The sequence below is a fragment of the Streptomyces sp. PCS3-D2 genome (genome assembly GCF_000612545.2).
Lineage (GTDB): Bacteria > Actinomycetota > Actinomycetes > Streptomycetales > Streptomycetaceae > Streptomyces.
This window is the reverse complement of record NZ_CP097800.1, coordinates 1,980,313-2,005,405: the sequence shown is the minus strand read 5'-3', so window position 1 is coordinate 2,005,405 and position 25,093 is coordinate 1,980,313. Positions and strand designations below refer to the sequence as shown.

17 protein-coding genes and 1 riboswitch are annotated in these 25,093 nt (G+C 71.7%); of the genes, 12 read left to right on the top strand and 5 right to left on the bottom strand.

Features of this window, described 5'->3' with window-relative positions:
- The first annotated feature begins 16 nt into the window (after positions 1-16).
- The 4 genes from AW27_RS08075 (at position 17) to AW27_RS08060 (ending at position 5,836) form a co-directional block, all read left to right on the top strand.
- Positions 17-1,798: an ABC transporter ATP-binding protein gene (locus tag AW27_RS08075; RefSeq protein ID WP_037929762.1), complete on the top strand. Its 1,782-nt coding sequence runs from the start codon at positions 17-19 to the stop codon at positions 1,796-1,798.
- Between the two features lie 191 nt (positions 1,799-1,989).
- Positions 1,990-2,877 (top strand): FadR/GntR family transcriptional regulator, encoded by an 888-nt coding sequence (locus AW27_RS08070; RefSeq protein WP_078557136.1) that lies wholly within the window; start codon positions 1,990-1,992, stop codon positions 2,875-2,877.
- Between the two features lie 383 nt (positions 2,878-3,260).
- Positions 3,261-4,841: an RNA polymerase sigma factor gene (locus tag AW27_RS08065; RefSeq protein WP_037929756.1), complete on the top strand. Its 1,581-nt coding sequence runs from the start codon at positions 3,261-3,263 to the stop codon at positions 4,839-4,841.
- A gap of 137 nt (positions 4,842-4,978) precedes the next feature.
- Positions 4,979-5,836: a S1 family peptidase gene (locus tag AW27_RS08060; protein ID WP_037929753.1), complete on the top strand. Its 858-nt coding sequence runs from the start codon at positions 4,979-4,981 to the stop codon at positions 5,834-5,836.
- Positions 5,837-6,083: 247 nt separating this feature from the next.
- On the opposite strand, the gene AW27_RS08055 is transcribed toward AW27_RS08060, so the two are convergent.
- Positions 6,084-6,317, bottom strand: a complete 234-nt coding sequence (locus AW27_RS08055) for a DUF7455 domain-containing protein (RefSeq protein ID WP_030028922.1) — start codon at positions 6,315-6,317, stop codon at positions 6,084-6,086.
- 447 nt (positions 6,318-6,764) lie between these two features.
- Between AW27_RS08055 and AW27_RS08050 the strand changes: the two genes are divergently transcribed.
- The 3 genes from AW27_RS08050 (at position 6,765) to AW27_RS08040 (ending at position 11,136) form a co-directional block, all read left to right on the top strand.
- Positions 6,765-8,885 carry a DNA gyrase/topoisomerase IV subunit B gene (locus tag AW27_RS08050; RefSeq protein ID WP_037929750.1) on the top strand — a complete coding sequence of 707 codons (2,121 nt, stop codon included), beginning with the start codon at positions 6,765-6,767 and terminating at the stop codon, positions 8,883-8,885.
- A 176-nt stretch (positions 8,886-9,061) separates the two neighbouring features.
- Entirely contained in the window at positions 9,062-9,547 is a 486-nt protein-coding gene (locus AW27_RS08045; RefSeq protein WP_037929747.1) for a DUF485 domain-containing protein, read from the top strand.
- Positions 9,544-11,136, top strand: a complete 1,593-nt coding sequence (locus AW27_RS08040) for a solute symporter family protein (protein ID WP_037929744.1) — start codon at positions 9,544-9,546, stop codon at positions 11,134-11,136. Before AW27_RS08045 ends, AW27_RS08040 begins: the two co-directional genes overlap by 4 nt.
- Before the next feature lie 308 nt (positions 11,137-11,444).
- Here the strand turns inward: AW27_RS08040 and AW27_RS08035 are convergent, their stop codons facing one another.
- Complete coding sequence (locus AW27_RS08035; protein WP_037929741.1) at positions 11,445-12,680, bottom strand: citrate synthase; 1,236 nt, start codon at positions 12,678-12,680, stop codon at positions 11,445-11,447.
- 80 nt (positions 12,681-12,760) lie between these two features.
- Between AW27_RS08035 and AW27_RS08030 the strand changes: the two genes are divergently transcribed.
- Both AW27_RS08030 and AW27_RS08025 read left to right on the top strand, forming a co-directional pair.
- A complete protein-coding gene (locus tag AW27_RS08030; protein ID WP_037929738.1) occupies positions 12,761-13,921 on the top strand; it encodes a citrate synthase/methylcitrate synthase in 1,161 nt (386 codons plus the stop codon).
- 24 nt (positions 13,922-13,945) lie between these two features.
- On the top strand, positions 13,946-15,088 hold the full coding sequence (locus tag AW27_RS08025; RefSeq protein ID WP_052031337.1) for a CobW family GTP-binding protein: 1,143 nt from the start codon (positions 13,946-13,948) through the stop codon (positions 15,086-15,088).
- A 27-nt stretch (positions 15,089-15,115) separates the two neighbouring features.
- Here the strand turns inward: AW27_RS08025 and AW27_RS08020 are convergent, their stop codons facing one another.
- From AW27_RS08020 to AW27_RS08010, 3 genes are all read right to left on the bottom strand, one after another.
- Positions 15,116-16,033, bottom strand: coding sequence for a CAP domain-containing protein (locus AW27_RS08020; RefSeq protein WP_157840322.1), 918 nt, complete (start codon positions 16,031-16,033; stop codon positions 15,116-15,118).
- Positions 16,034-16,250: 217 nt separating this feature from the next.
- On the bottom strand, positions 16,251-18,341 hold the full coding sequence (locus AW27_RS08015; protein WP_172671425.1) for a restriction endonuclease: 2,091 nt from the start codon (positions 18,339-18,341) through the stop codon (positions 16,251-16,253).
- 106 nt (positions 18,342-18,447) lie between these two features.
- Positions 18,448-20,904 carry a DNA gyrase/topoisomerase IV subunit A gene (locus tag AW27_RS08010; protein ID WP_037929729.1) on the bottom strand — a complete coding sequence of 819 codons (2,457 nt, stop codon included), beginning with the start codon at positions 20,902-20,904 and terminating at the stop codon, positions 18,448-18,450.
- A 242-nt stretch (positions 20,905-21,146) separates the two neighbouring features.
- Between AW27_RS08010 and AW27_RS08005 the strand changes: the two genes are divergently transcribed.
- The 3 genes from AW27_RS08005 (at position 21,147) to AW27_RS07995 (ending at position 25,080) form a co-directional block, all read left to right on the top strand.
- Positions 21,147-22,505 (top strand): M16 family metallopeptidase, encoded by a 1,359-nt coding sequence (locus AW27_RS08005; protein WP_037929727.1) that lies wholly within the window; start codon positions 21,147-21,149, stop codon positions 22,503-22,505.
- A 20-nt stretch (positions 22,506-22,525) separates the two neighbouring features.
- Entirely contained in the window at positions 22,526-23,893 is a 1,368-nt protein-coding gene (locus AW27_RS08000) for a M16 family metallopeptidase (RefSeq protein ID WP_037929990.1), read from the top strand.
- Positions 23,894-24,107: 214 nt separating this feature from the next.
- Positions 24,108-24,267: riboswitch (cyclic di-AMP (ydaO/yuaA leader) on the top strand.
- Positions 24,268-24,279: 12 nt separating this feature from the next.
- Positions 24,280-25,080 (top strand): M23 family metallopeptidase, encoded by an 801-nt coding sequence (locus tag AW27_RS07995; RefSeq protein WP_037929724.1) that lies wholly within the window; start codon positions 24,280-24,282, stop codon positions 25,078-25,080.
- Positions 25,081-25,093: the final 13 nt, after the last annotated feature.

Sequence of the window (25,093 nt, the reverse complement as noted above, 5' to 3'; positions counted from 1 at the left end):
CCCCGCGAGAGAAGCGATGCTCCAGGCCATCGGACTCACCAGCACACCACGATCCGACACTCCTCCCCTTGTGGACGACCTCACCCTCGAGGCCCGCCCGGGGCGTGTAACCGCCCTGTTCGGAGGGGCGGGCTCGGGCAAGACGACCGCCCTGCGGCTCATGCTCGAACTCGAACCCGGGCGCGGCGTCACGTACTTCCGTGGCCGCCCGCTGCACCGGATCCCGCACCCCTGCCGTGAGGTCGGAGTGGTGCTCGGAGACGTCCCCGGCAACCCGGCGCGGACCGTCCGAAACCAACTGAGGATGCTCTGCGCCGCCGCCGGGGTGCCAGCCTCCCGGGCCGACACCATGCTTGAGGTCGTCGGCATCGCGGGTCTGAGGGACCAGCGTCTCGGTTCGCTGTCGGTCGGCATGGAGCGCAGGGTCGCCTTGGCCTCGGCGCTGCTTGGTGATCCCTGCACCCTGCTCCTCGACGAGCCTGCCGCGGGGCTCTCGCCCCGAGAACGTGGCTGGCTGTACGGGCTGCTGCGCGGCCACGCCGCCCTCGGCGGCGCCGTCCTCTTCACTACTGCCGATGCCAGGGAAGCGGCCAGGAGCGCCGATCGGGTCGTCAGCATCGAGGCGGGCCGCCTCGTCGCCGATCAGGAGGCCGCGGAGTTCGCGCGGACCCGGCTGAGGCCTCGGGTCGCCGTACGTACCCCGCATGCCGCCCGCCTGGCCGACGTCCTGGGCCGGGAAGCCCGGGCGGCCCAGCGGGCGGTGGAGATCGTCGAGGAGAGCGGCAGCCGTTTGTCGGTGTACGGGAGCAACTGCGCCGAGGTCGGCGAGGCGGCGTTCCGTCACGGCGTGCTGGTCCACCAGCTCGCCGACGAGACCGGCGACGCTGGAACGCCGGCGACCCAGGTCCCGCACGCGCGGGTCGCGGACGCGACGGCCGCCGGTGCTGCACCCGGCCCCGGCGAGGACACCGCCGGGCGCGCTCGGCAGGGTCACCCCCAGGGTCCAGCCTCGGCCGTGCGGCGCCTGGGTGGGCCCCTGAGGCCGCTGCGCTACGAGCTGCTCCGGGTCTTCGGGACCGCCACCCCCATCCTCACCACCGCCCCCGTGGTCGCGGTCTCGGTTCTCGCCGCCCTCGTGCTCGCCCGGTCCGGTCGGATCCCGCAGGGTCGACTGCTGGCCGCCTGGCCCGAGTTGCTGCCGCTGCCGCCTGCCGCCCTCGGCGCGGGGTTGCTCGGCGCGCTCGCCTTCGGCGAGGAGTACCGCTACCCGGCGCTGGCTGCCGACCGGGGCACCGTGCCCCGCCGGCTCGGGCTGCTCACCGCGAAGCTCGGCGTCAGCGCCGCCCTCGCCCTGCTGCTGGGCGCTCTGGTGGTGACGGCCGACGCAGCCGCCCTGGCGCTCGCCTTCGGCAGCGGCCCGCTGCGCGCCCCCGCGCACTGGCTTTCCCCGGCCGCGAGTTGGGCCGGACTGCTGATCGGCTGCGCCTGGGCCGGCGTGCTGGCCTCCGGCGTCTTCCGATCCGCCGCCGCGGGGCTGGCGGCCGTGCTCGCCGTACCCGTGGGAGTGGTTCCGCTGGTGCGCAGGGCGCTGGAAGGCTCGTCCGCGTACCCGATGACCGGACTGGGCCCCAGGCTGCGCGGTCTGTCCTGGGTGCAGTGGCCGCCCGAGGCGGACCGGCTGCTGGTCGGTGCCCTGCGGGTGGTGACCCAGCCCGTCGCCACTGCACTGCTGTTGTCGCTGATGGTCCTGTTGTGCGCCTATGGGTTCACCGGACTGCGCAGCAGGGTTCGTTGGTGATCGTTCCGGTGCCGGAGCGGTCGCGGACGGGACCGATGCAGTCCATGTCGCGTCAAGGGGACCGCAACTCCGCGCAATAGGCCCGGTTCTTTACGATAAGTCGTCAATTGCGTAGGTGGCACCGATCACCCTTTCGTGTGCTTTTCACCAAAGACCTCAAGGGCCGCGGAGGCACGGCCGACAAAGGATTCGTGAGTACCCTTGCGCACACCATGATGACCGCCGCCCGCCATGCCGACTCCGGCCTCGCCGGCGCGGGCGAACTCGACCGCTACCCCTACGCGGAGACCCCCGGGTCCGACCGCGTCGGAGCACCCCACTGGGACGGCGCCGACGTCGAGTTGAGCCGCGTGGGCCGCCGGGCGGCAGGCAGCCGCGGCCGCGGACTGCACGGCCAACTCGTCCAGCAGCTCGGCCAGATGATCGTTTCCGGCGATCTCGGCGCGGACCGCCCCTTGGTCCCCGAGGAGATCGGCCAGCGCTTCGAGGTCTCCCGCACGGTCGTCCGCGAATCGCTGCGGGTCCTCGAGGCCAAGGGCCTCGTCAGCGCCCGTCCCAACGTCGGCACCCGGGTGCGCCCCGTCGCCGACTGGAACCTGCTCGACCCCGACATCATCGAGTGGCGTGCCTTCGGGCCCCAGCGCGACGACCAGCGCCGCGAGCTCGGCGAGCTCCGCTGGACGATCGAGCCCCTCGCCGCCCGCCTGGCCGCCGGCCACGGCCGCCCGGACGTCCAGCAGCGCCTAGCCGACATGGTCGAGATCATGGGCCACGCCCTCGGTCAGGGTGACTCGATCACCTTCGCGCGCGCCGACAACGAGTTCCACGCACTCCTCATCCAGGTGGCGGGCAACCGCATGCTGGAACACCTCTCCGGCATCGTCTCCGCCGCCCTCCAGGTCTCCGGCAGCCCGATGACCTCCTGCGACCGCCCGAGCGAGGCGTGCGTAGCGCACCACGCCCGGATGGTCGAGGCCCTCGCTGCGGGCGACGCAGCGGGTGCCGAGAGCGCGATGCGCCAGCTCCTGACGGTTCATCCGGAGGTCGAGCGCGTGGTTCCTGCCCCGCGCGAGCACTGACGGGCGGGCGCGCGGGGGTGTACGACACGTCGCCGGGCCCGGCCGGGCCCGGCGACACCGGCGTGTGGGCTTCGTCCCTCTTTCGGAGCCCCTCCGGGGCTGCCGCGAAGCTTCCGGGGCCGCGGGGTGCGACCGTATGACCGGCATCCGCGCATACAGGGTGTGACTCGGGCCACGAAGATTGGGCGTAACGCTCCGCGAGGTCGCGCGATGACTTAAGAGGTGATGGCCGACGGAGGGAACAGCAGCCCTTGGGGTTGTTGTGCAGCTCCCCGGCCCCTGCCCGCGCCGCCGGCCCATCCCCGGTCGGTGGTCGTCGGCTCCGGTCCAGCACCACCAGGCCCGGGGTCGGAAGCCGTTCCCATCGTTCCGAGAGGTTGTTCGTGTCGGCCAGCACATCCCGTACGCTCCCGCCGGAGATCGCCGATTCCGAGTCTGTGATGGCGCTCATCGAGCGGGGCAAGGCCGAGGGGCAGATCGCCGGCGATGACGTGCGTCGGGCCTTCGAGGCTGACCAGATTCCTGCGACCCAGTGGAAGAATGTTCTGCGCAGCCTCAACCAGATCCTCGAGGAAGAGGGTGTGACGCTGATGGTCAGTGCCGCGGAGTCGCCCAAGCGCACCACCCGCAAGAGCGTCGCAGCGAAGAGCCCGGCCAAGCGGACGGCCACCGAGCCCGTCAGGAAGACGGCGGCCAGGACGACGGCGGCCCAGCCCGTGGCCGCGGCACCTGCCGCGGTGGACCCGCAGGAGCAGGAACCGGACGCCGCCGTCGAGCAGGCCGCGGCGGAGCCCGTCGCCAAGAAGGTGGCCGCGAAGAAGACGGCCGCGAAGAAGGCCGCGCCCGCCAAGAAGGCCGCCGCGAAGAAGGCCGCCGCGAAGAAGACCGCGGCCAAGAAGGACGCGGACGAGGCCGGCGAGGACGAGACCCCGGACGAGGGGCCCGACGCGGTCAAGGCCGAGGGCGACGAAGAGGACGAGGGCGGGGAGAACAAGGGCTTCGTCATCTCGGACGACGAGGACGACGCCCCGGCCCAGCAGGTCGTGGTGGCCGGCGCGACCGCCGACCCGGTCAAGGACTACCTCAAGCAGATCGGCAAGGTGCCGCTCCTCAACGCCGAGCAGGAGGTCGAGCTCGCCAAGCGGATCGAGGCCGGTCTGTTCGCCGAGGACAAGCTGGCGAACGCCGACAAGCTGGCGCCGAAGCTCAAGCGCGAGCTGGAGATCATCGCCGAGGACGGCCGCCGCGCCAAGAACCACCTGCTGGAGGCCAACCTCCGTCTCGTGGTCTCGCTGGCCAAGCGTTACACCGGCCGAGGCATGCTCTTCCTGGACCTGATCCAGGAAGGCAACCTGGGCCTCATCCGTGCGGTCGAGAAGTTCGACTACACCAAGGGCTACAAGTTCTCCACCTACGCGACCTGGTGGATCCGGCAGGCGATCACGCGTGCCATGGCCGACCAGGCCCGCACCATCCGCATCCCCGTCCACATGGTCGAGGTCATCAACAAGCTCGCCCGCGTGCAGCGCCAGATGCTCCAGGACCTGGGCCGCGAGCCCACCCCGGAGGAGCTGGCCAAGGAACTCGACATGACCCCCGAGAAGGTCATCGAGGTCCAGAAGTACGGCCGCGAGCCGATCTCCCTGCACACGCCCCTCGGCGAGGACGGCGACAGCGAGTTCGGTGACCTCATCGAGGACTCCGAGGCCGTCGTCCCGGCGGACGCCGTGAGCTTCACGCTGCTGCAGGAGCAGCTGCACTCGGTGCTCGACACTCTGAGCGAGCGCGAGGCCGGCGTGGTCTCCATGCGCTTCGGCCTCACCGACGGACAGCCCAAGACCCTCGACGAGATCGGCAAGGTCTACGGCGTCACCCGCGAGCGGATCCGCCAGATCGAGTCGAAGACCATGTCGAAGCTGCGCCACCCGTCGCGCTCCCAGGTGCTGCGCGACTACCTGGACTGAGCCGGTCGGCGGGCCTCGGCGGCGGATGCCGCTGAGGCCCGCGCGACGGAGGCGCCGACGGTGTCCGCGCGGGTGCGCTCGGCCACCGGGCAACCCACTCTGGGTGGAGTCATGCACACTCGGAGTCAGGAGGCCCCATGCGTCGTCCCTTTGCCCGTGTCCTGGCGGGCGCGCTGACCCTGGCGGCGGGAACGGCCGCGGTGCCGCTCGCCCAGATGCCCCGGGCGGCCGCGGACAGCGTGGTGATCGGCGGGAAGCCGGTGAAGGTGGCCGACAGCCCCTGGGTCGTGGCCCTGGCCAGCCGTGACCGGTTCGGAGGTACGCGGGACGGGCAGTTCTGCGGGGGTGTCGTGGTCGCGCCGACCAAAGTGGTCACCGCGGCGCACTGCCTGGGCCGGCAGGTGCTCGGCGGACCCGTCGAGTCCGTGTCCGATTTCCGGGTGATCGCCGGCCGTACGGAGCTCCGGGCGGCTGACGGCCGGGAGATCGCGGTGCGCGGGGCACGGGTGAATCCCGACTACGACCCGCGGAGCAATGCGGGCGACCTCGCCGTCCTGGAGCTGGCGGAAGCCGTTCCGGCACACCACGTCCTGCCCATGGCGGAGACGGGGCACCCCGCCTACCGGGCGGGCACCGAGGCGGACGTGTACGGCTGGGGCGACACCAGCGGCTTCGGCGACTACGCCTACGCCCTGCGGGCCGCACGCGTGAGGGTCCTCGCGGACGAGGTGTGCGGGCGCGCCTATCCCGGGGACATGGACGGACAGTACCGGGCCGAATCCATGGTGTGCGCGGGAGACGGCGGGGGCGGCAAGGACGCCTGCCAGGGCGACAGCGGCGGGCCGCTGGTGGCGCAGGGCCGGCTCATCGGGCTGGTCTCGTGGGGCCGGGGCTGCGGACGCGCCGACAGTCCGGGTGTGTACACGCGTATCGCCCCGCTGGCCGGCTTCGTGACGGGCCCGGAGAGGGCCTCGCAGCAAGACGGGGTCCAATAAGGTCGGCCGGGGGCCCCGCCGGCGCCCTGGCCGCGTGCAGCGTCCGCACAGGGGCAACGAGCGGACCAGGGGCGGCCGGCCCGTTGCCGCCGTCCTGTGACACCGGCCCGGGACGGCTCGGTACCGCCGACTTTCCCGGTGCGGGCGGCCTGCGGACGTGAGGACGGGCGGCACCCCTGGGTCTCAGGAGTGCCGCCCGTCGACCGGCCTGGCCGGTCCTGGCTCGTCGGATGCGAGGTGGCCTGTGTCAGCGGTCCTCGGGTTCGGCGTGGGCAGCCGGAGCGGACGTGAGCCGCTCGGTCTCATCCTGTATTTCCGCGGCGATCTTCTTGAGTTCCGGCTCGAACTTGCGACCGTGGTGGGCGCAGAAGAGCAGTTCACCGCCGCTCAGCAGGACGACGCGCAGATATGCCTGGGCGCCGCAACGGTCGCATCGGTCAGCGGCCGTCAGCGGGGTCGCGGGTGTCAGAACAGTAGTCACGTCGCCTCTTCTCTAGCTCGACGAGCTGTCGTACCAGGGTCAACATCCAACCAGGCCGAAAACGTTCCCGCTCTCGGCTTTTCCTCGAAACTTCCTTCCGAAGCTGGCCGGCTGTTGCCGGTTGGCGGCGAAGGAGCCGTATTGCGTTGCTTTACGGTTTCGCGTTGTCACTCGTGCGCTTGTTGCAGTTCCATCCTCCCCGGCGTGAGTGCCAGGTTGTTCATGAGGACGTGCCCGAACCCTAAATGGTTCATGCGCGGAAGGGAACGTGATGTTTCCTTCACCTGCCCGGGGGATCGAACATCCGTACGGATCTGGACTAGGCTGAGGAAAGCGCGAGGGTGGCGTTGCATCGGCTCTACCTGGCCTCGGTACCCTTCGACGGGCACCCGAGCCACCCCTGCGCACGACAGGGCCAGAAAAGAAATTCAGCGAGGAGCGAACTGCGTGACCGCCGACACGTCCGTGCCTTCCAGCGCGCTGCTGCCCGGAGCAGACCGGGACGGTTCCAACTACACCGCGCGGCACCTGCTCGTCCTCGAAGGGCTGGAGGCCGTCCGCAAGCGTCCCGGCATGTATATCGGCTCGACCGACAGCCGGGGCCTCATGCACTGCCTGTGGGAGATCATCGACAATTCCGTCGACGAGGCCCTGGGCGGCTACTGCGACCACATCGAGGTGATCCTCCACGAGGACTCCTCGGTCGAGGTCCGCGACAACGGCCGCGGCATCCCCGTGGACGTCGAGCCCAAGACCGGCCTGTCGGGTGTCGAGGTCGTCATGACCAAGCTGCACGCGGGCGGCAAGTTCGGCGGCGGCTCGTACGCCGCCTCCGGCGGCCTGCACGGCGTCGGCGCCTCGGTGGTCAACGCCCTCTCCGCCCGCCTGGACGTGGAGGTCGACCGGGGGAGCGCCACGCACGCCATCAGCTTCCGGCGCGGCGTCCCCGGGATGTTCACCGAGCAGGGCCCCGACAGCCCCTTCGACCCGGCGAACGGCCTGCGCAAGGTCAAGCGCATCGCCAAGGGCAGGACCGGCACCCGGATCCGCTACTGGTCCGACCGCCAGATCTTCCTCAAGGACGCCCGCCTCAACCTGGAGACGCTCTACCAGCGCGCCCGCCAGACGGCCTTCCTGGTCCCCGGTCTGACCCTGGTCGTCCGCGACGAGCGGGCCATCGACGGGGCCGGCAAGACCGAGGAGACCTTCCGCTTCGACGGGGGCATCAGCGAGTTCTGCGAGTACCTGGCCCAGGACAAGGCCGCCTGCGACGTGCTGCGGCTGACCGGCTCGGGCACCTTCAAGGAGACCGTCCCGGTCCTGGACGACCGCGGCCACATGACCCCCACCGAGGTCACCCGCGATCTCGGTGTGGACATCGCGCTGCGCTGGGGCACGGGCTACGAGACCAACGTCAAGTCCTTCGTGAACATCATCGCCACCCCCAAGGGCGGCACCCACGTCACCGGCTTCGAACGCTCCGTGACCAAGACCGTCAACGAGGTCCTGCGCTCGGCCAAGCTGCTGCGCGTCGCCGAGGACGACGTGGTCAAGGACGACGCGATGGAGGGCATGACGGCCGTCGTCACCGTCCGTCTCGCCGAGCCGCAGTTCGAGGGCCAGACCAAGGAGGTGCTCGGCACCTCGGCCGCCACCCGGGTCGTCGCGGCGGTGGTCGCCAAGGAGCTCAAGGCCTTCCTGACCTCCACCAAGCGTGACGACAAGCAGCAGGCCCGCGCCGTGATGGAGAAGATCGTCGCGGCCGCCCGGACGCGGATCGCGGCCCGCCAGCACAAGGAGGCGCAGCGCCGCAAGACCGCGCTGGAGACCTCCTCCCTTCCGGCGAAGCTGGCAGACTGCCGCAGCGACGACGTGGACCGCAGCGAGCTCTTCATCGTCGAGGGCGACTCCGCCCTCGGCACCGCGAAGCTCGCCCGCAACTCCGAGTTCCAGGCGCTTCTGCCCATCCGGGGCAAGATCCTCAACGTTCAGAAGTCCTCGGTCTCGGACATGCTCAAGAACGCCGAGTGCGGTGCGATCATCCAGGTCATAGGGGCCGGATCGGGCCGGACCTTCGACATCGACGCCGCCCGCTACGGCAAGATCGTGCTGCTCGTCGACGCCGATGTGGACGGCGCCCACATCCGCTGTCTGCTGCTCACGCTCTTCCAGCGGTACATGCGGCCGATGGTCGAGGCCGGCCGGGTCTTCGCGGCCGTCCCGCCGCTGCACCGGATCGAGCTGGTCCAGCCCAAGAAGGGCCAGGACAAGTACGTCTACACGTACTCGGACAACGAGCTGCGCCAGACTCTTCTGGAGTACCAGCGCAAGAACATCCGCTACAAGGACTCGATCCAGCGCTACAAGGGCCTCGGCGAGATGGACGCGGACCAGCTGGCGGAGACCACCATGGATCCCCGCTTCCGCACCCTGCGCCGGATCAACATCGGTGACCTGGACTCCGCCGAGCAGGTCTTCGACCTGCTCATGGGCAACGAGGTGGCCCCGCGCAAGGAGTTCATCACGAGCTCCGCGGCCACGCTGGACCGCTCGCGCATCGACGCCTGAGCGGAACGCCGCCGGCGGCCGGCGGCATCTGACACGGGGCGGGCGCCACGGCACACCGGTGCTCTTCGCTGCATCACCTGTTGGAGTGAAGAGCACCGGTACACCAGTCCGGAAACCGTCCATTCCGCACATCCTTGGGGCACGCGGCCAATGCGGCAGCGGACAAGGAGAGTTCGGTGGACAAGCACGAAGGCCGCGATGCCGGAACGATCCGGCTGGACGACCCCTGGTACGACGCGCTGGCCGTCGGCTGGGGCGAGGGCGCGGAACCGTACCCGCCCCGGCCGGCCCAGGTCGGCCGCCCGACGCCCGGCGCATCCGACATCTACCGGGAAGTGCAGCGCAGCGCCGCCTTCCAAGAGGTCCGCAGCCGGTATCGCCGCTTCGTCGTCCCCGCGACCGCCGGGTTCTTCCTCTGGTACGTCGCCTACGTGGTGGCCGCCACGGCCGCGCCCGGCCTGATGGCACGGCCCGTCCTGGGCGCGGTGAACGTGGCCATGCTGGCGGGGCTGGGGCAGTTCCTCAGCACCTTCCTGCTCACCTGGGCCTACGCCCGGCACGCACGGCTGCGCCGGGACCGGGCCGCACTCGACCTGCGCTGGACCGTCTTCGAGCAGGAACGCGGCCGGGAGCGGAGCCGGGCGAGGAGGGCAGGCCGGTGACCAGTGAGCACCAGACCCTCGCGCTGATGCTGTTCAGCCTCTTCATCGCGGTGACCCTGGGCATCACCACCTGGGTCAGCCGCAACCGGCACGGTTCCGCCGAGGAGTTCTACGTCGGCGGGAGGCTCTTCTCCCCGATGGAGAACGGCTTCGCCATCGCGGGCGACTACATGTCCGCCGCGTCCTTCCTCGGCATCTCCGGGCTGATCGCCCTCTTCGGCTACGACGGCCTGCTCTACTCGGTGGGGTTCCTGGTCGCCTGGCTGGTCGTGCTCTTCCTCGTGGCCGAACTGGTGCGCAACTGCGGGCGCTTCACCCTCGCCGACGTGGTCGCCGCCCGGATGAGCGAGCGCCCGGTACGGATCGCCGCCGGCACCTCCTCGGTCGTCGTCTCCGTGCTCTACCTCGTCGCGCAGATGGTCGGCGCGGGCAGCCTGGTCGGGCTGCTGCTCGGCAACTCGAGCGCCGCGGCACGGACCCTGACGGTGATCGGGGTGGGCGCCCTGATGGTGGTCTACGTCTCCTTCGGCGGTATGCGGGCCACCACCTGGATCCAGATCGTGAAGGCCGTGCTGCTGATGGGCGGGGCGATCACCCTGACCGTGCTCGTGCTGCTGCGCTTCCACGGCGATTTCGGCCGGCTGCTCACCGGCGCCGCCGAACGCAGCGGGCACGGGCTCGCGTTCCTGAGCCCCGGCCTGAAGTACGGCGGGGACTGGACGGCCCGCGCCGACTTCATCAGCCTGGGTCTCGCCCTGGTCCTGGGGACCGCGGGCCTGCCCCACATCCTGTCGCGCTTCTACACCGTGCCCACCGCCCGGGCGGCCCGCCGCTCGGTGGTCTGGGCGATCGGGCTGATCGGCGGCTTCTACCTGATGACCATCGTGCTCGGCTTCGGGGCGGCGGCCCTCGTCGGACCCGACGAGGTACGGGCCTCCAACGCCTCGGGGAACACGGCCGTCCCCCTGCTGGCGGCCTTCCTCGGCGGCGGCGCCGATACCACCGGGGGTGCGGTGCTGTTCGCCTTCGTCGCCGCCATCGCCTTCGCGACCATCCTGGCCGTGGTGGCCGGGATCACCCTGGCCTCGTCCGCCTCCGTCGCCCACGATCTGTACGCCTCGCTCAAGCGCAGGCACGCCAGGCAGCGCAGCGAGGTCTCGGTGGCCAGGGCCGCGGCCGTGGGGATCGGCGCGGTGGCCATCGCCCTCGGGCTGCTCGCGCAGAACCTCAACGTGGCGTTCCTGGTGGGGCTGGCCTTCGCGGTGGCGGCCTCGGCCAACCTTCCGGTGCTGCTGTACTCGCTCTTCTGGCGCGGTTTCACCACCCGGGGGGCTGTCTGGTCGGTGTACGGGGGCCTGGTTCCGGCGGTGCTGCTGGTGCTGGTCTCGCCGGTGGTGTCGGGCAGCGCGGAGTCGCTGTTCCCGGGGGTGGACTTCCAGATCTTCCCGCTGCAGAACCCGGGGATCGTCTCGATCCCGCTGGGCTTCCTGGCCGGCTGGGCGGGTACGGTCACCTCGGGCGAGGAACCGGACGAGGCGAAGCATGCGGAGATCGAGGTTCGCTCGCTGACCGGCGCGGGAGCGGTCTGAGCCGCGACCGGCATGGACAGCAACGGTAGGTCGGCCCCGGTGCGAGCGGAATGTCCGGGCGCCGTTCGTCGGGCACCCCGTTCCGTGCCCGGGCCGTGGCCCCTTGCGGGTGACGCGGACGACACGGGTGTCGTGGCGGTCGGCGGCGGCGCCTCGTGCTCTGGCCAGAAAGGTTCACCGCCTCGCGGGCCCCGGCACGGCACCTCGCCGCGTTGTCGGACCGCGGGAGGACGCCGGGGGCGAGCTGCGGCCCTCCGCCGTGCGCCGCACCGGACGCTGCGAGCCGGCACACCTCTCCGGCCACAGCACTAGGGAATCGGGCGGGGCGGACGGGGGCCCCGGTAGTCGCCGCTCGGGCGCATGCGCAGCGGGCGCTCCTGGTACTCCTCCAGCGCGTGGGCGATCCAGCCCGCCGTGCGGGCCACTGCGAACACGGTCTCCCCGGCCTCGGCGGCCATCCCGCAGGCCAATGTCAGCACGGCCAGTGCCAGGTCCACATTGGCATGCAGACCGCCCTGACGGGCCATCACGGCAACCACCTCACGGGCCGCCGCCAGTGCGGGGGCGGCCTGTTCCAGCCCCTCCAGCCGGGCGAACAGCGCCGCCGCGCGGGGATCCTCACCCTGGTAGAGGCGGTGGCCCAGGCCTGGAACCCGGCGTCCCGCGCGCAGGTACTCAGCGACGACCGGCGCAGCGCCGCCCCGTTCCAGCACCTCCCCCAGCATCCGGTGCGCGAGCCGCCCGGCCGCCCCGTGCAGGGGGCCTTCGAGCGCGCCGAGTCCGGCGGACACCGCCGCGTAGGGATGCGCGCGCGCCGACGCCGCCACCCGTACGGCCAGCGTGGAGGCGGCCAGGTCGTGGTCGACCAGCAGTGTCAGGGCCAGGTCCAGGGCGGCGAGGGCATCCGGATCGGGCTCCCGCGGCGTCAGCCGGGACCACAGCTGCCGGGCGATCCGGCCGTCACCGGCCCACCCGGTGCCCACCGTCGGCAGAGCGCCGACCAGGGTCGGGATCAGGCAGCGCGCGGAGCCGAGAACGGCCTCCTCGGACAGGTCGAAGCGCAGTGGATCGGCCACCGCGGCGGCGGCGACCGCCACCCGCAGCCGGTCGATGGGGCCGCTGTGCGCCGGCAGGGCGTCCACCGTCCGGCGGGCGGCTTCCAGCACCTCCGGGGGAGCGGTGAACCGTGCCCCGGGGGTGACGGTTCCCGTCCAGAGCCACTCGGCGACCTCCTCGTAGCGGTACTGCGAGGCCAGGGCCACGGCGTCGACCCCGCGGAAGTAGTACCGGTCGGGTTCGATGAGCGTCAGCGACGTGCGGACGGACAGTTCGCCGGCCGGCGGAGGGGCCGCCTCGCGCCGGCTCCGCCGGGCCAGCGCCGTCACCTCCGCAGGGTCGAAGCTGCTGCCGCGCCCCGCCGGATCGCGTCGGCTGGTGAGCTGGCCCCGGCTGACGTAGGCGTACACGGTGGCCGGCTTCACGCCGAGCACCCGGGCCGCCTCCTGCGTGCTGAGCCGGCGTCCGCCGTCCGTCTGGTCACTCATGCCGCCCACCCTACAGATGCATCCTTGTATTGATTCAATCAATATTGACAGTGATGGAATCCATCGTAGATGTTCGATGCATGAACACCACCGAAAGCACCGTCGAAGGACCGCGGGGCCTCGCGGGAGTCGTGGTCACCGACACCGTGCTGGGCGACGTCCGGGGCCGCGAGGGCTTCTACCACTACCGCCAGTACTCGGCCGTAGAGCTCGCCTCCTGCCGCAGCTTCGAGGACGTGTGGCACCTGATGTTCCGCGGCGAGCTCCCGGCGGACCCCGCCGAACGGGTCGCCTTCGCCGCCGAGACCGCCGCGCTGCGCCCGGTCCGCGAGGAGGTGCGGGCGGCCCTGCCGGACCTGGCCCGCGCCACCCGGCTGTCCGGCCCGCTCTCCGGACTGCGCACCGCGCTCTCGCTGCTCGGTGCGTCCGCCGGCTTCCGGCCGGTGTACGACCTCACCCCCGAGCGCCGCGCGGCGGACGCGCTGGCCGCATGTGCCGCGGTGCCGACCCTCCTGACCGCCCTGTACCGGCTGGGCCGGGGGCTGGAGCCGGTCGAGCCGCGCGAGGACCTTCCGTACGCCGCCAACTACCTCTACATGCTGACCGGCGAGGAGCCCGACCCCGCTCGGGCCCGTGCCGTCGAGCGGTACTTGATATCCACCGTCGACCACGGCTTCAACGCCTCGACGTTCACCGCACGGGTGATCGCCTCCACCGGCGCCGACGTCGCCGCCTGCCTGACCGGGGCCATCGGCGCGCTCTCCGGCCCGCTGCACGGGGGCGCCCCCAGCCGCGCCCTGGACACCCTCGACGCGATCGGGACCGTGGACCGCATCAGACCCTGGATCCGCGGGCGCGTCCTCGCGGGCGAGCGGATCATGGGGTTCGGGCACCCCGTCTACCGCACCGAGGACCCCCGTTCACGCATGCTGCGCGAGATCGCCCTCGGCTTCGGCGGGCCCCTCGTGGACTTCGCCGTAGAGGTCGAACGCCAGGTGGAGGAGATCCTCGCCGAACTCAAGCCGGGCCGTGAACTGCACACCAATGTGGAGTTCTACGCGGGTGTGGTCATGGAGCTGTGCGGGCTGCCGCGCGAGATGTTCACCCCGACCTTCTGCGCCGCCCGGGTCGTCGGCTGGAGCGCGAACATCCTGGAGCAGGCCACCGACTCCAAGATCATCCGTCCGGCCGCCCGGTACACGGGACCCACCCCGCCGCAGCCCGTTCCGCCGCCGCGCTGACCGGGCCTGGATACGATCGACCGGGTGAACAGCAGGCAGCCCATCCCCGTCGTCGTCCTCGCCGGATTCCTCGGATCCGGGAAGACCACCATGCTGAACCACCTCCTCGCCAGCCGTGGAGGCACCCGCGTCGGCGTCGTCGTCAACGACTTCGGATCCATCGAGGTCGACGCGATGTCGGTGGCCGGCCAGGTCGGAGACTCGATGGTCTCCCTCGGCGGCGGCTGCCTGTGCTGCGCGGTGGACGGCAGCGAGCTGGACGCGTACCTGGAGAAGCTCTCCGCACCCGTCCACAGGATCGACGTGATCGTCATCGAGGCGAGCGGGCTGGCCGAGCCCCAGGAGATGATCCGCATGCTGGTGGCCAACGAGAACCCGGCCGTCCGGTACGGCGGCATGGTGCAGGTCGTGGACGCCGCGGAGTTCGACGCGACCCGGGTCCGGCACCCGGAGACCGACCGCCATCTCGCCGTCGCGGACCTGGTCGTGCTCAACAAGACCGACCGGGTCGGCGCGGACGAACGGGCCCGGATCGAGAGCGCACTCGCCACGCTCTGCGCGCCGGGTACCCCGGTGGTGGGCGCCGCCCACGGCCGCATCGACCCGGAGCTGCTCTTCGACCGCAGGCCCTGGACCGAGACCCGGGGACAGCTGTCCTTTGAGGACCTGATCGCGGAGGCCGAGGGCCACGACCACCGCACCCACGCGCACGCCGCCTACGAGAGCACGGAGTTCACCTCGGAACAGGCCCTCTCCCCGCGCCGGTTCATGGACTTCCTCGACCGCCGCCCGGCCGGGCTCTACCGGATCAAGGGTTTCGTGTGGTTCGGGGTCCCGGGTCACGGGGAGTGCTACGAGATCCAGGCGGTCGGTCGCTTCCTCCGCTTCGCCCCGCGGCCCTGGGGGCGGGGCGAAGCACGCCTGACGCAGCTGGTCCTGATCGGCTCGGGCACCGACGGCCAAGGTCTGGTGAGGGAGTTGGCGGCCTGCCGTGAGCAGAGCCCCCAGGACGTGAACCCCGAGACCATGTGGGGCGTGCTGCGGTACGTCGACCGGCCCGGGCCGGAAGGGGAGGACACCCCCGGCCCGGAGGAGGGCGACGCCCCCGGGGCGGACGGGAGCGACGTCCCCGGGCCGGACTCGCCCAGGACAACCCGGACGTATTGACCCCCGGCGCCGGCCCCGGTCCTTCCCCTACGCGCCGTCCGAGAAGACGTGGACGCCCCACCAGCCGGAGGCGTCCCGGTACATGCCCACACCGACCTCGGTGAACTCCGGATTGACCTGGCCCTTGTAGTGGCCGGGGCTGTGCCGCCACATCGACTGGAACTTCTCGGCGGCTTCCTGGGCGGTCATCGAGGCATCGCTCCACCAGACGATGTTCTCGCCCGTCCAGGTGCGCGAGCCGGTCTTCAGGTGCGCGCGGTCCCGGTCGGAGGAGTGGCCGAACCCGTTCTTGCTCATGTGCTCGGCCCACGTGCGGGCGAAGGTGCTGAGGTCCTGTTTGAGCGCGAGCGGAGGCCTCCCGACGGTGGCCCGTTCGCCGTTCAGCAAGCGCAGGGACAGCGACTCGGCCACCTGGACGTCCTGGGTCGAGGTGCGGGCGCCCGCAATCTTCGGGTCCGGCCCCACCGGACCGGTCCCCGAAGGGGCGCGGGTCGGCTGCGCGGACCGCTCCTGCTTCGCGGACCGCCCGGACGACGGTTCGGCCGACGCGGCACGCGAAGGGGACGCGGCGGTGGTGGCACTCGCGCTCGGCGTCGCCGAGGCCGTGGGGGTCCCCTCCGCCGCATCGGCGGTGGGCGAGGCCGGGTCGGCCGACGGCTCACCCAGGGGGCCCGGGCCGACGGCGTCGGAGGACGGGGTCGAGGACGACGCCGTCGCCGCGGTGCGGGCAGGGGCATCGGCCGATATGAGGGTGTACGCACTCCCGGCCCCGGTCAGCAGGACCACAGTGGCGACCGCTGCCGGCACGGGCATCTTCCTGCGGGCCCGGCGGCGGCCACCGGTCACCCGGCCCGCGTGGCGAGGCCCGGAAGGCAGGCCCGTCCCCGCCGTGTCGACCGTCGCCCGGTCCCTGTCCTGTCCGAATTCGTCGTCGCGCAATTGCATCGCATCTCCTCAGAGGGGTGACGGCCCACTCGGCCTGACACATGAGGAGACCTGCGGGGCGGGCGGCGATAACACTTTCTCCGTGTGATCCGTGTGATCCGCGTGATCCGGCCGGATCCGCGCCGACCCGGCTGCGTCGGCCCCGTCGGAGCCGTCCGGGTACGCCGCCTCGCCGGTGGGGCGGGCGGGGCATGCGGGCCGCGGTCCCGGTCCGCCCCTACGCGACCTCGACGCCGTAGTCGCGCAGCAGGTCCTCCAGGCCGCCCCGGTAGCCCTTGCCGCCGATCACGAAGTCCCAGTCGCCGTTGGACCGGCGCCGGAAGGAGCCGAGCACCAGCGCGGTCTCTCCGGCCCGGCCGTCGGAGACCTCCAGCCGACCCGCCTCGGCGCCCGACGCGTCCAGGAGCCGGATCCGGGCGTCGGTGAATCCGGCCAGGTCGGCGTGCGGATCGGCCTCCGGGTCGATGGCGGCCACGAGCACCAGCCGGTCGGCCCCGGATGGCAAGGCGTCGAAGGAGACCTCAAGTGCCGCCTTGTCCGGCGCCGCGTGTGCCCGCGTCCGTACCGAACCGTCGGGCGTGCACGGGTTGTTGAAGAACACGAAGTGGTCCTCGCTCAGCACCCGGCTGCCGGCGCAGACGAGGGCGCACACGTCCAGCGCGACCCGCCCCGACCAGGTCATGCCCAGCACGTTGTGGTCGGCCGGCGGGGCGGGCTCGGCAGCGCGCTGTGCCGGTACCGGGGCCGCCGGACCGCCGCCGAGGCGCCCGCGCAGCCCGTACTGGTGCAGGAGTTCCACCAGCCGGTCGCCGGGAACCAGCTCCAGCGGCTTGCCGTTGGAGAAGGTGTACGACGTCGGTCCGAAGGACGAGGTGGTGACCAGCACCCCCTTGTTCGCGCCCTTGTCCTGGACCGTGCCGTACAGGTCCCGTACCGCCGTGGGCGGCACGGTGTTGCGGTAGCGCTTGACCTGGACCACGATCCGTCCGCCCGTGATCGGGGAGGGGTCGTTCGCCTCGATGTCCACACCTCCGTCGCCGGACCGCTGCGTGGTCAGCGCCTCCATGCCCATCGCCCGGAAGAGCTCCGCCACCAGGTTCTCGAAGGCGATCGGGTCCATGACGAAGAGGTCGGGCTCCTCCTCGTCCTCGGCCGCGTCCCCGCCGTGGCTGACGACTCCGCCGCCGACCTCGTCGGGCCTGCGCCCCGGGCGTACGGCCGTCAACTGGTCGGGCCGCGCCGACAGCTGCCCGCGCAGCCCCTCCAGCAGGCAGTCCACCGCGCTGACCTGTTCCAGCCTGAGCCCCGCGAAGGCGGTGCGGGCGGTCGACACCGAGGCGAGTACGATCCGCGCCTCCTGCCCCGTCACCGGATCGTGGTCGTCCACGAACCCGTTGACCACGACGGACTCCAGCGCGCCGAACTCGTCCGCCGCGTACAGCTCGCGCACCACCAGCAGCAGGCACTGTGCCAGCAGGTCGCGGTAGAGCGCGCGTCGCTGAGTCACCGGGCGGGCCGTCTCCCGGTCCTGGTCCGTGCTGGGCATGTACCGCACCGACTTGGCCTCGGGCACCACCCGGAAGCCCGGCAGCTGCCAGTCCAGCACCAGCTCGCGCGTGCCCGGGTCGTACGCGGCCGCCAACTGCCTCGGCAGTGCCTCGGGCCAGGCGGTGGACGCGTAGAGGGCTGCCGAGAAGTACTCCACGGCCGCATCCGGGTCGCCCGCGCGCAGCGACCGGGCCAGTTCGGCGAGGCCGTCGTTGTGCTCCCGGATCCCCGCGAGCTGCTGCGCCGCCCACTGGTCGTACTGCTGTCGGTACGCGGCCAGTTGCTGCTGCCGCTGCATCTCCGCGGCATGCGCCGCCTGCCAGGCCTGGGTGTAGCGGGCGTGCGCCTCGCGCTCCGCCTGTGCCCGGCGGTGTGAGCCGAGCGTCCAACCGGTGTTCTGCTGCTGGAACTGCTCCAGGCGCGGCATCGGCAGCGGATGCGCGAGGTTCCCCGGGGCGAAGGGCTCCAATCGCTCCGGTCTGACCAGCGCGGCCGTACGGAACGCCGGAGCCCGGCAGCCTGCCGCCAGCAGCCCCTGCAGGGCGGCGACCTCCGCCTCGATGCGCTCGGTGCGCCGTCGTGCCTCGGCCTCGCGGTGCTGGCGGTAGGCGGCCTGCTGCTCGCGCTGTCCCCGGGCCGCCTCGCGCTCGTACGCCCGTTGCCGGCGTTCCGCCTCGCGGTGCTGGATCAGCTGTGTCTGCTGCATCCGGCGCTGGGCCTCGGCCCAGTCCCCGATCAACCTGCCCGACCGACGACTCATCAGCTCTGTGTTCTCCCGCCCCACCCGACAGTGCCAAGAGGGAAGACACTAGTCGCCGTTCGGGTGGTACGTCCCCCCGACGTACCACCCGAACGGCCCGCAATCCCTACAACGCGGGTCCCGCCAGCGTCGCCACGGCGGCCGGCAGGGCCGCCCCCGAACCGTCCCGGCGCGGGTCCGGGGTCGGCAGCTCGGCCGGAGCGCCGTTCGCCGCGGCCGCGCGGGCGGGTGCGCCGCCCGCCCAGGCGAGGACCAGCAGGTCCTCGCCCTTCAGGAACCGCTGGCAGCGCACGCCGCCGGTGGCCCGACCCTTGCGCGGGTACTGGTCGAACGGGGTGAGCTTCCCGGACAGCACCGAGTCGTCCAGGGTCCCGTGCGAGCCGGCCACCGTGAACACCACGGCGTCCCGGCCCGGGTCGACGGCCGAGAAGTGGATCACCTTGGCGTTCTGGGAGAGCTTGATGCCCGCCATACCGCCCGCCGGGCGGCCCTGCGGGCGCACCTGGCCGGCGGGGTAGCGCAGCAGCTGGGCGTCGTCGGTGATGAAGACCAGGTCCTCCTCACCCGTGCGCAGCTCGACCCCGCCCACGATCCGGTCGCCCTCCTTGAGGGTGATGACCTCCAGCTCGTCCTTGTTGGCCGGGTAGTCCGGCACGACCCGCTTGACCACGCCCTGCTCCGTGCCCAGCGCCAGGCCCTGCGAGGACTCGTCCAGTGAGGTCAGGCAGACCACCTTCTCGTCCGCCTCCAGTCCGGAGAGGAACTCCGAGACCGGCGCGCCCCCCGCCAGGTTGGGTGCGGCGTGCGTGTCCGGCAGCTGCGGCAGGTCGATCACCGAGAGCCGCAGCAGCCGGCCGGCGGAGGTGACCACGCCGACATCCGCCCGCGCGGTCGCCGCCACCTGCGAGACGATCAGGTCGTGCTTGGCCCGGGCGCCGCCCTCGTCCTGGGGTAGCGGGTCGCCGTTCGCCGTACGGGCCAGCAGGCCCGTCGAGGACAGCAGCACCCGGCACGGGTCGTCCGCGACCTCCAGCGGTACGGCGGCCACCGCGGTGCCCGCCGACTCCAGCAGGACGGTGCGCCGCTCGGTGCCGAACTTCTTCGCGACGACGGCCAGTTCCGCGGAGACCAGCTTGCGCAGCTCGTTGTCGGACTCCAGGATGCCGGTCAGCTCGTCGATCTCGCCCGTCAGGCGGTCGCGCTCGGACTCCAGCTCCAGGCGGTCGAACTTGGTGAGCCGGCGCAGCGGGGTGTCGAGGATGTACTGGGTCTGCGTCTCGCTGAGCGAGAACCGCTCCATGAGCCGCGCCTTGGCCTGGGCGGAGTTCTCGCTGTCGCGGATGAGCCGGATGACCTCGTCGATGTCGATGAGGGCCACCAGCAGGCCCTCGACGAGGTGCAGCCGGTCCCGGCGCTTGGTGCGGCGGAACTCGCTGCGCCGCCGGACGACCTCGAAGCGATGGTCGAGGTAGACCTCCAGCAGCTCTTTGAGGCCGAGGGTGAGCGGCTGCCCGTCCACCAGCGCGACGTTGTTGATGCCGAAGGACTCCTCCATCGGCGTCAGCTTGTAGAGCTGTTCCAGCACGGCCTCCGGGTGGAAACCGTTCTTGATCTCGATGACCAGGCGCAGGCCGTGGGCGCGGTCGGTGAGGTCCTTGACGTCGGCGATGCCCTGGAGCTTCTTGGAGCCGACCAGGTCCTTGATCTTCGCGATGACCTTCTCGGGACCCACCGTGAAGGGCAGTTCGGTGACGACCAGGCCCTTGCGGCGCGCCGTGACGTTCTCCACGGCCACCGTCGCGCGGATCTTGAAGGAGCCGCGGCCGTTCTCGTAGGCGTCCTTGATGCCCGAGAGGCCGACGATCCGGCCGCCGGTGGGCAGGTCGGGACCCGGTACGAAGCGCATCAGCGCGTCCAGGTCGGCGTGCGGGTACCGGATCAGGTGGCGGGCCGCCGCGACGACCTCGCCGAGGTTGTGCGGGGGCATGTTGGTCGCCATGCCGACTGCGATCCCGGACGCGCCGTTGACCAGCAGGTTTGGGTAGGCGGCGGGGAGCGCGACCGGCTCCTGTTCCTGGCCGTCGTAGTTGGCGGTGAAGTCGACGGTGTCCTCGTCGATCGACTCCGTCATCAGCGACGTGGCATCGGCCATGCGGCACTCGGTGTAGCGCATCGCGGCCGGCGGGTCGTCGTTGCCGAGCGAGCCGAAGTTGCCGTGGCCGTCGACCAGCGGCAGCCGCATCGAGAACGGCTGGGCCATGCGTACGAGGGCGTCGTAGATCGAGGCGTCGCCGTGGGGGTGGAGCTTGCCCATCACCTCGCCGACGACACGGGCGCACTTGACGTACCCGCGGTCGGGGCGCAGGCCCATCTCGTTCATCTGGTACACGATGCGCCGGTGCACCGGCTTCATGCCGTCCCGCGCGTCGGGCAGGGCACGGGAGTAGATCACCGAGTACGCGTACTCGAGGAAGGAGCCCTGCATTTCGTCGACGACGTCGATGTCGAGGATCTTCTCCTCGAAATCCTCCGGCGGCGGGGTCTTCGTGCTGCGGCGGGCCATCGCTGCGCGGCTCCTTAACCAAGAATGGGATGTGCTGGGTGTCTGGCTGGTCTGGCGGGGTCTGGCTGGGTCCTGCCGAGGTCCGGCGGGACGTACGACGCGGACCATTGTGTCCCGAGCGACCGACAACGCCGACTCCGACCCAGGTCTGGCCCGGGAACTTATCCGGTGGCCGACGCGCTTGCATACAGTGGCAGGTCTGACGGAAATCTCTGCATCGCGATCGAAGGGACCACATGCCCATGGGTCACACGGCCACAGCCCAGGCCGGCTCCGGCGGCCTGACAGCGACCGAGCACCGGCTGGCCAACGGCCTGCGCGTGGTGCTGTCCGAGGACCACCTGACCCCGGTCGCCGCGGTCTGCCTCTGGTACGACGTCGGCTCGCGCCACGAAGTCAAGGGGCGTACCGGTCTGGCTCACCTCTTCGAGCACCTGATGTTCCAGGGCTCGGCGAGCGTACCGGGCAACGGCCACTTCGAGCTGGTCCAGGGCGCCGGCGGCTCCCTCAACGGCACCACCAGCTTCGAGCGCACCAACTACTTCGAGACGATGCCGACCCACCAGCTGGAGCTCGCGCTCTGGCTGGAGGCGGACCGGATGGGCTCGCTGCTGGCCGCCCTGGACGACGAGTCCATGGAGAACCAGCGCGACGTCGTCAAGAACGAGCGCCGCCAGCGCTACGACAACGTCCCCTACGGCACCGCCTTCGAGCGGCTGACCGCCCTCGCCTACCCCGAGGGCCACCCGTACCACCACACCCCGATCGGCTCCATGGCCGACCTGGACGCCGCGTCCCTGGAGGACGCGCGCGCCTTCTTCCGCACCTACTACGCGCCCAACAACGCCGTGCTGTCGGTCGTCGGGGACATCGACCCGGAAAAGACGCTCGCCTGGATCGAGAAGTACTTCGGCACCATCCCCGCCCACGACGGCAAGCAGCCGCCCCGCGACGGCTCGCTGCCCGACGTCATCGGGAAGCAGCTGCGCGAGGAGATCGTCGAGGAGGTCCCGGCACGTGCGCTGATGGCCGCCTACCGGCTGCCGCACGACGGTACCCGCGAGTGCGACGCGGCCGACGTGGCACTGACCATCCTGGGCGGCGGCGAGTCCTCGCTGCTGCACAACCGGCTGGTGCGCCGCGACCAGACGGCCGTCGCCGCCGGCTTCGGCATGCTCCGCCTGGCCGGGGCGCCGTCGCTGGGCTGGCTGGACGTGAAGACCTCCAGCGGGGTCGAGATCCCCGCCATCGAGGCGGCCGTCGACGAGGAGCTCGCGCGGTTCGCCGCGGAGGGCCCGACCGCCGAGGAGATGGAGCGCGCCCAGGCGCAGCTGGAGCGCGAGTGGCTGGACCGGCTGAGCACGGTGGCCGGCCGCGCCGACGAACTGTGCCGGTACGCGGTGCTGTTCGGAGACCCGCAGCTGGCCCTCACCGCCGTCCAGCGGGTCCTCGACGTCACTGCCGAGGAGGTGCAGGCCGTGGCCGCGGCCCGGCTGCGCCCGGACAACCGCGCGGTCCTCGTCTACGAGCCGCTCGCGGCGGACGGGGCCGAGGGCGAAGAGAACGCCGACAGCGACGAGAACGAGGGGGCGGAGCAGTGAGCGACACCGCAGCCGTCACGATGACCTTCCACCCGCGCCCGCAGGCCGGCGAGCCGCAGCCGTGGGCCTTCCCGGCCCCTGAGCGCGGGACGCTGCCCAACGGGCTGACCCTGCTGCGCTGCCACCGCCCGGGCCAGCAGGTCGTCGCGGTCGAGATCAACCTCGCCGCGCCCCTCGACGCGGAGCCCGAGGGCCTGGACGGCGTGGCGACGATCATGGCGCGGGCCCTGTCGGAGGGCACCGACAAGCACACCGCCGAGGAGTTCGCAGCCGAGCTGGAGCGCTGCGGGGCCACGCTCGACGCGCATGCCGACCACCCCGGCCTGCGGGTCTCCCTGGAGGTTCCGGCCTCCCGGCTGGCCAAGGCGCTGGGTCTGCTCGCCGAGGCGCTGCGCGCCCCCGCGTTCGCCGACGCCGAGGTCGACCGGCTCGTGCGCAACAGGCTCGACGAGATCCCGCACGAGCTGGCCAACCCGCAGCGCCGCGCCGCCAAGCAGCTCTCCAAGGAGCTCTTCCCGGCGTCCCTGCGGATGTCCCGGCCGCGCCAGGGCACCGAGGAGACGGTCGCCCGGATCGACTCCGCCGCCGTGCGCGCCTTCTACGAGGCCCATGTACGCCCCGCCACCGCCACCGCGGTGGTCGTCGGCGACCTGACCGGCATCGACCTCGACGCCGTGCTGGCCGACACCCTGGGCGCCTGGACCGGGGACACCGCCGAGGCGCGCCCCGTGCCGCCGGTGACCGCCGACGACACCGGCCGCGTGGTCATCGTCGACCGGCCCGGCGCGGTCCAGACGCAGCTGCTGATCGGCCGCATCGGGCCGGACCGCCACGACCGGGTCTGGGCGGCCCAGGTGCTGGGCACGTACTGCCTCGGCGGCACCCTCACCTCCCGTCTGGACAAGGTGCTGCGCGAGGAGAAGGGGTACACCTACGGCGTGCGGGCCTTCGGCCAGGTGCTGCGCTCCACCGCCGACGGCAAGGGTGCCTCCATGCTCGCCATCAGCGGCTCGGTCGACACCCCCAACACCGGACCGGCGCTGGAGGACCTCTGGAAGGTGCTGCGCACCCTCGCGGAGGGCGGCCTGACCGACGCCGAACGCGATGTGGCCGTGCAGAACCTGGTGGGCGTGGCCCCGCTGAAGTTCGAGACGGCCGCCTCGGTCGCCGGCACCCTGGCCGACCAGGTCGAGCAGGAGCTCCCGGACGACTACCAGGGGCAGCTGTACGCGCAGTTGGCCGCGACCGGCACGGTGGAGGCCACCACGGCCGTCGTGCAGGCCTTCCCGGCGGACCGGCTGGTCACGATCCTGGTGGGTGACGCCGCGCTGATCGAGGAGCCCGTGAGGGCCCTCGGGATCGGTGAGGTCTCGGTCGTCACCAACTGAGGCCGCGGGCGCCCGGAATGACGGGCAACTGACGCATCGGGCAAGGGGTTCCGGCGGAAACCGCCGGAACCCCTTTTGTCCGTTTAGTGGTGAGGTTGCTTGTATGTGGTGTGGCGTACGCAACAAAAAGGCGCGTCTGTTTGGCGATTGACTGATGATCCGCCTAGCGTCAGGCGTGCTGTCCGTCAGTTGTGCCCGCCGCACCCGCGGCACCGGACAGCGATCGCCGAGTCCCCGTCAGGCGCGAGCCTGGGGAGCCGGGGACCCACATCAGTCCCTGGGGTGAATCGGACCCCCTCGCAAGAGGAAGTCCGTAGGAGACCTTCCTGCTCCGAACCCGTCAGCTAACCCGGTAGGCGAGAAGGAAGGAAAGGATCAAACCCTTCATGGCGTTTGGCAGTCGTCCCGCTGGTACCGGCAAGCACCGTGGTTCCAGCCGCCTGAGCAAGAAGACCGCCGGCTACGCCGGTATCGCCGCGATCGCCACCACGGGTGTGGTCGGCTCCCTCGCCGCCCCGGCCTTCGCCGCGGACAACCACAGCAGCTCCGCACCGGAGAACGGGCTCGGTGCCGTCCTCGTCGCCGAGGACCTTGCGGGCGACATCACCGACCAGGCCGTCTCCCAGCAGCGCGCCGCCGAGCACGCCGCCGCCCAGGAGCAGGCCGAGGCCGCCGCCAAGCAGCAGGCCGCCGAGGCCAAGCGCCTCGCCGAGGCCAAGGCGAAGGCCGAGCGCGAGGCCGCCGAGCGCGCCGCGCGCGAGGAGGAGCGCAAGCGCCTCAACACCTTCGTCTCGCCGCTGGACGACTCCTACGTCAGCACCCAGTACCGGGCGGGCGGCGGCATGTGGTCCTCCGGCAGCCACACCGGCATCGACTTCCACGCCGCGTCCGGCACCTCGGTCCACGCGGTGGGCTTCGGTACGGTCGTCGAGGCCGGCTGGGGCGGCGCGTACGGCAACAACGTCGTGATCAAGCACAACGACGGCACCTACACGCAGTACGGCCACATGTCCTCGCTGAACGTCACCGTCGGCCAGCAGGTCACCCCGGGCCAGCAGATCGGCCTGTCGGGTTCCACCGGCAACTCCAGCGGCCCGCACCTGCACTTCGAGGCCCGCACCGGCTCGCAGTACGGCTCGGACATCGACCCGATCGCGTACCTGCGCTCGCACGGCGTCAGCCTCTGACCCTCCGCGCGGC

Coding starts and splice junctions, on each gene's coding strand:
- AW27_RS08075 (WP_037929762.1), top strand. CDS start 17: ATGCTCCAGGCCATCGGACTCACCAGCACACCACGATCCGACACTCCT.
- AW27_RS08060 (WP_037929753.1), top strand. CDS start 4,979: ATGCGTCGTCCCTTTGCCCGTGTCCTGGCGGGCGCGCTGACCCTGGCG.
- AW27_RS08035 (WP_037929741.1), bottom strand. CDS start 12,680: ATGAGTGACCAGACGGACGGCGGACGCCGGCTCAGCACGCAGGAGGCG.
- AW27_RS08030 (WP_037929738.1), top strand. CDS start 12,761: ATGAACACCACCGAAAGCACCGTCGAAGGACCGCGGGGCCTCGCGGGA.
- AW27_RS08020 (WP_157840322.1), bottom strand. CDS start 16,033: ATGCAATTGCGCGACGACGAATTCGGACAGGACAGGGACCGGGCGACG.
- AW27_RS08015 (WP_172671425.1), bottom strand. CDS start 18,341: ATGAGTCGTCGGTCGGGCAGGTTGATCGGGGACTGGGCCGAGGCCCAG.
- AW27_RS08010 (WP_037929729.1), bottom strand. CDS start 20,904: ATGGCCCGCCGCAGCACGAAGACCCCGCCGCCGGAGGATTTCGAGGAG.
- AW27_RS08005 (WP_037929727.1), top strand. CDS start 21,147: ATGGGTCACACGGCCACAGCCCAGGCCGGCTCCGGCGGCCTGACAGCG.
- AW27_RS08000 (WP_037929990.1), top strand. CDS start 22,526: ATGACCTTCCACCCGCGCCCGCAGGCCGGCGAGCCGCAGCCGTGGGCC.
- AW27_RS07995 (WP_037929724.1), top strand. CDS start 24,280: ATGGCGTTTGGCAGTCGTCCCGCTGGTACCGGCAAGCACCGTGGTTCC.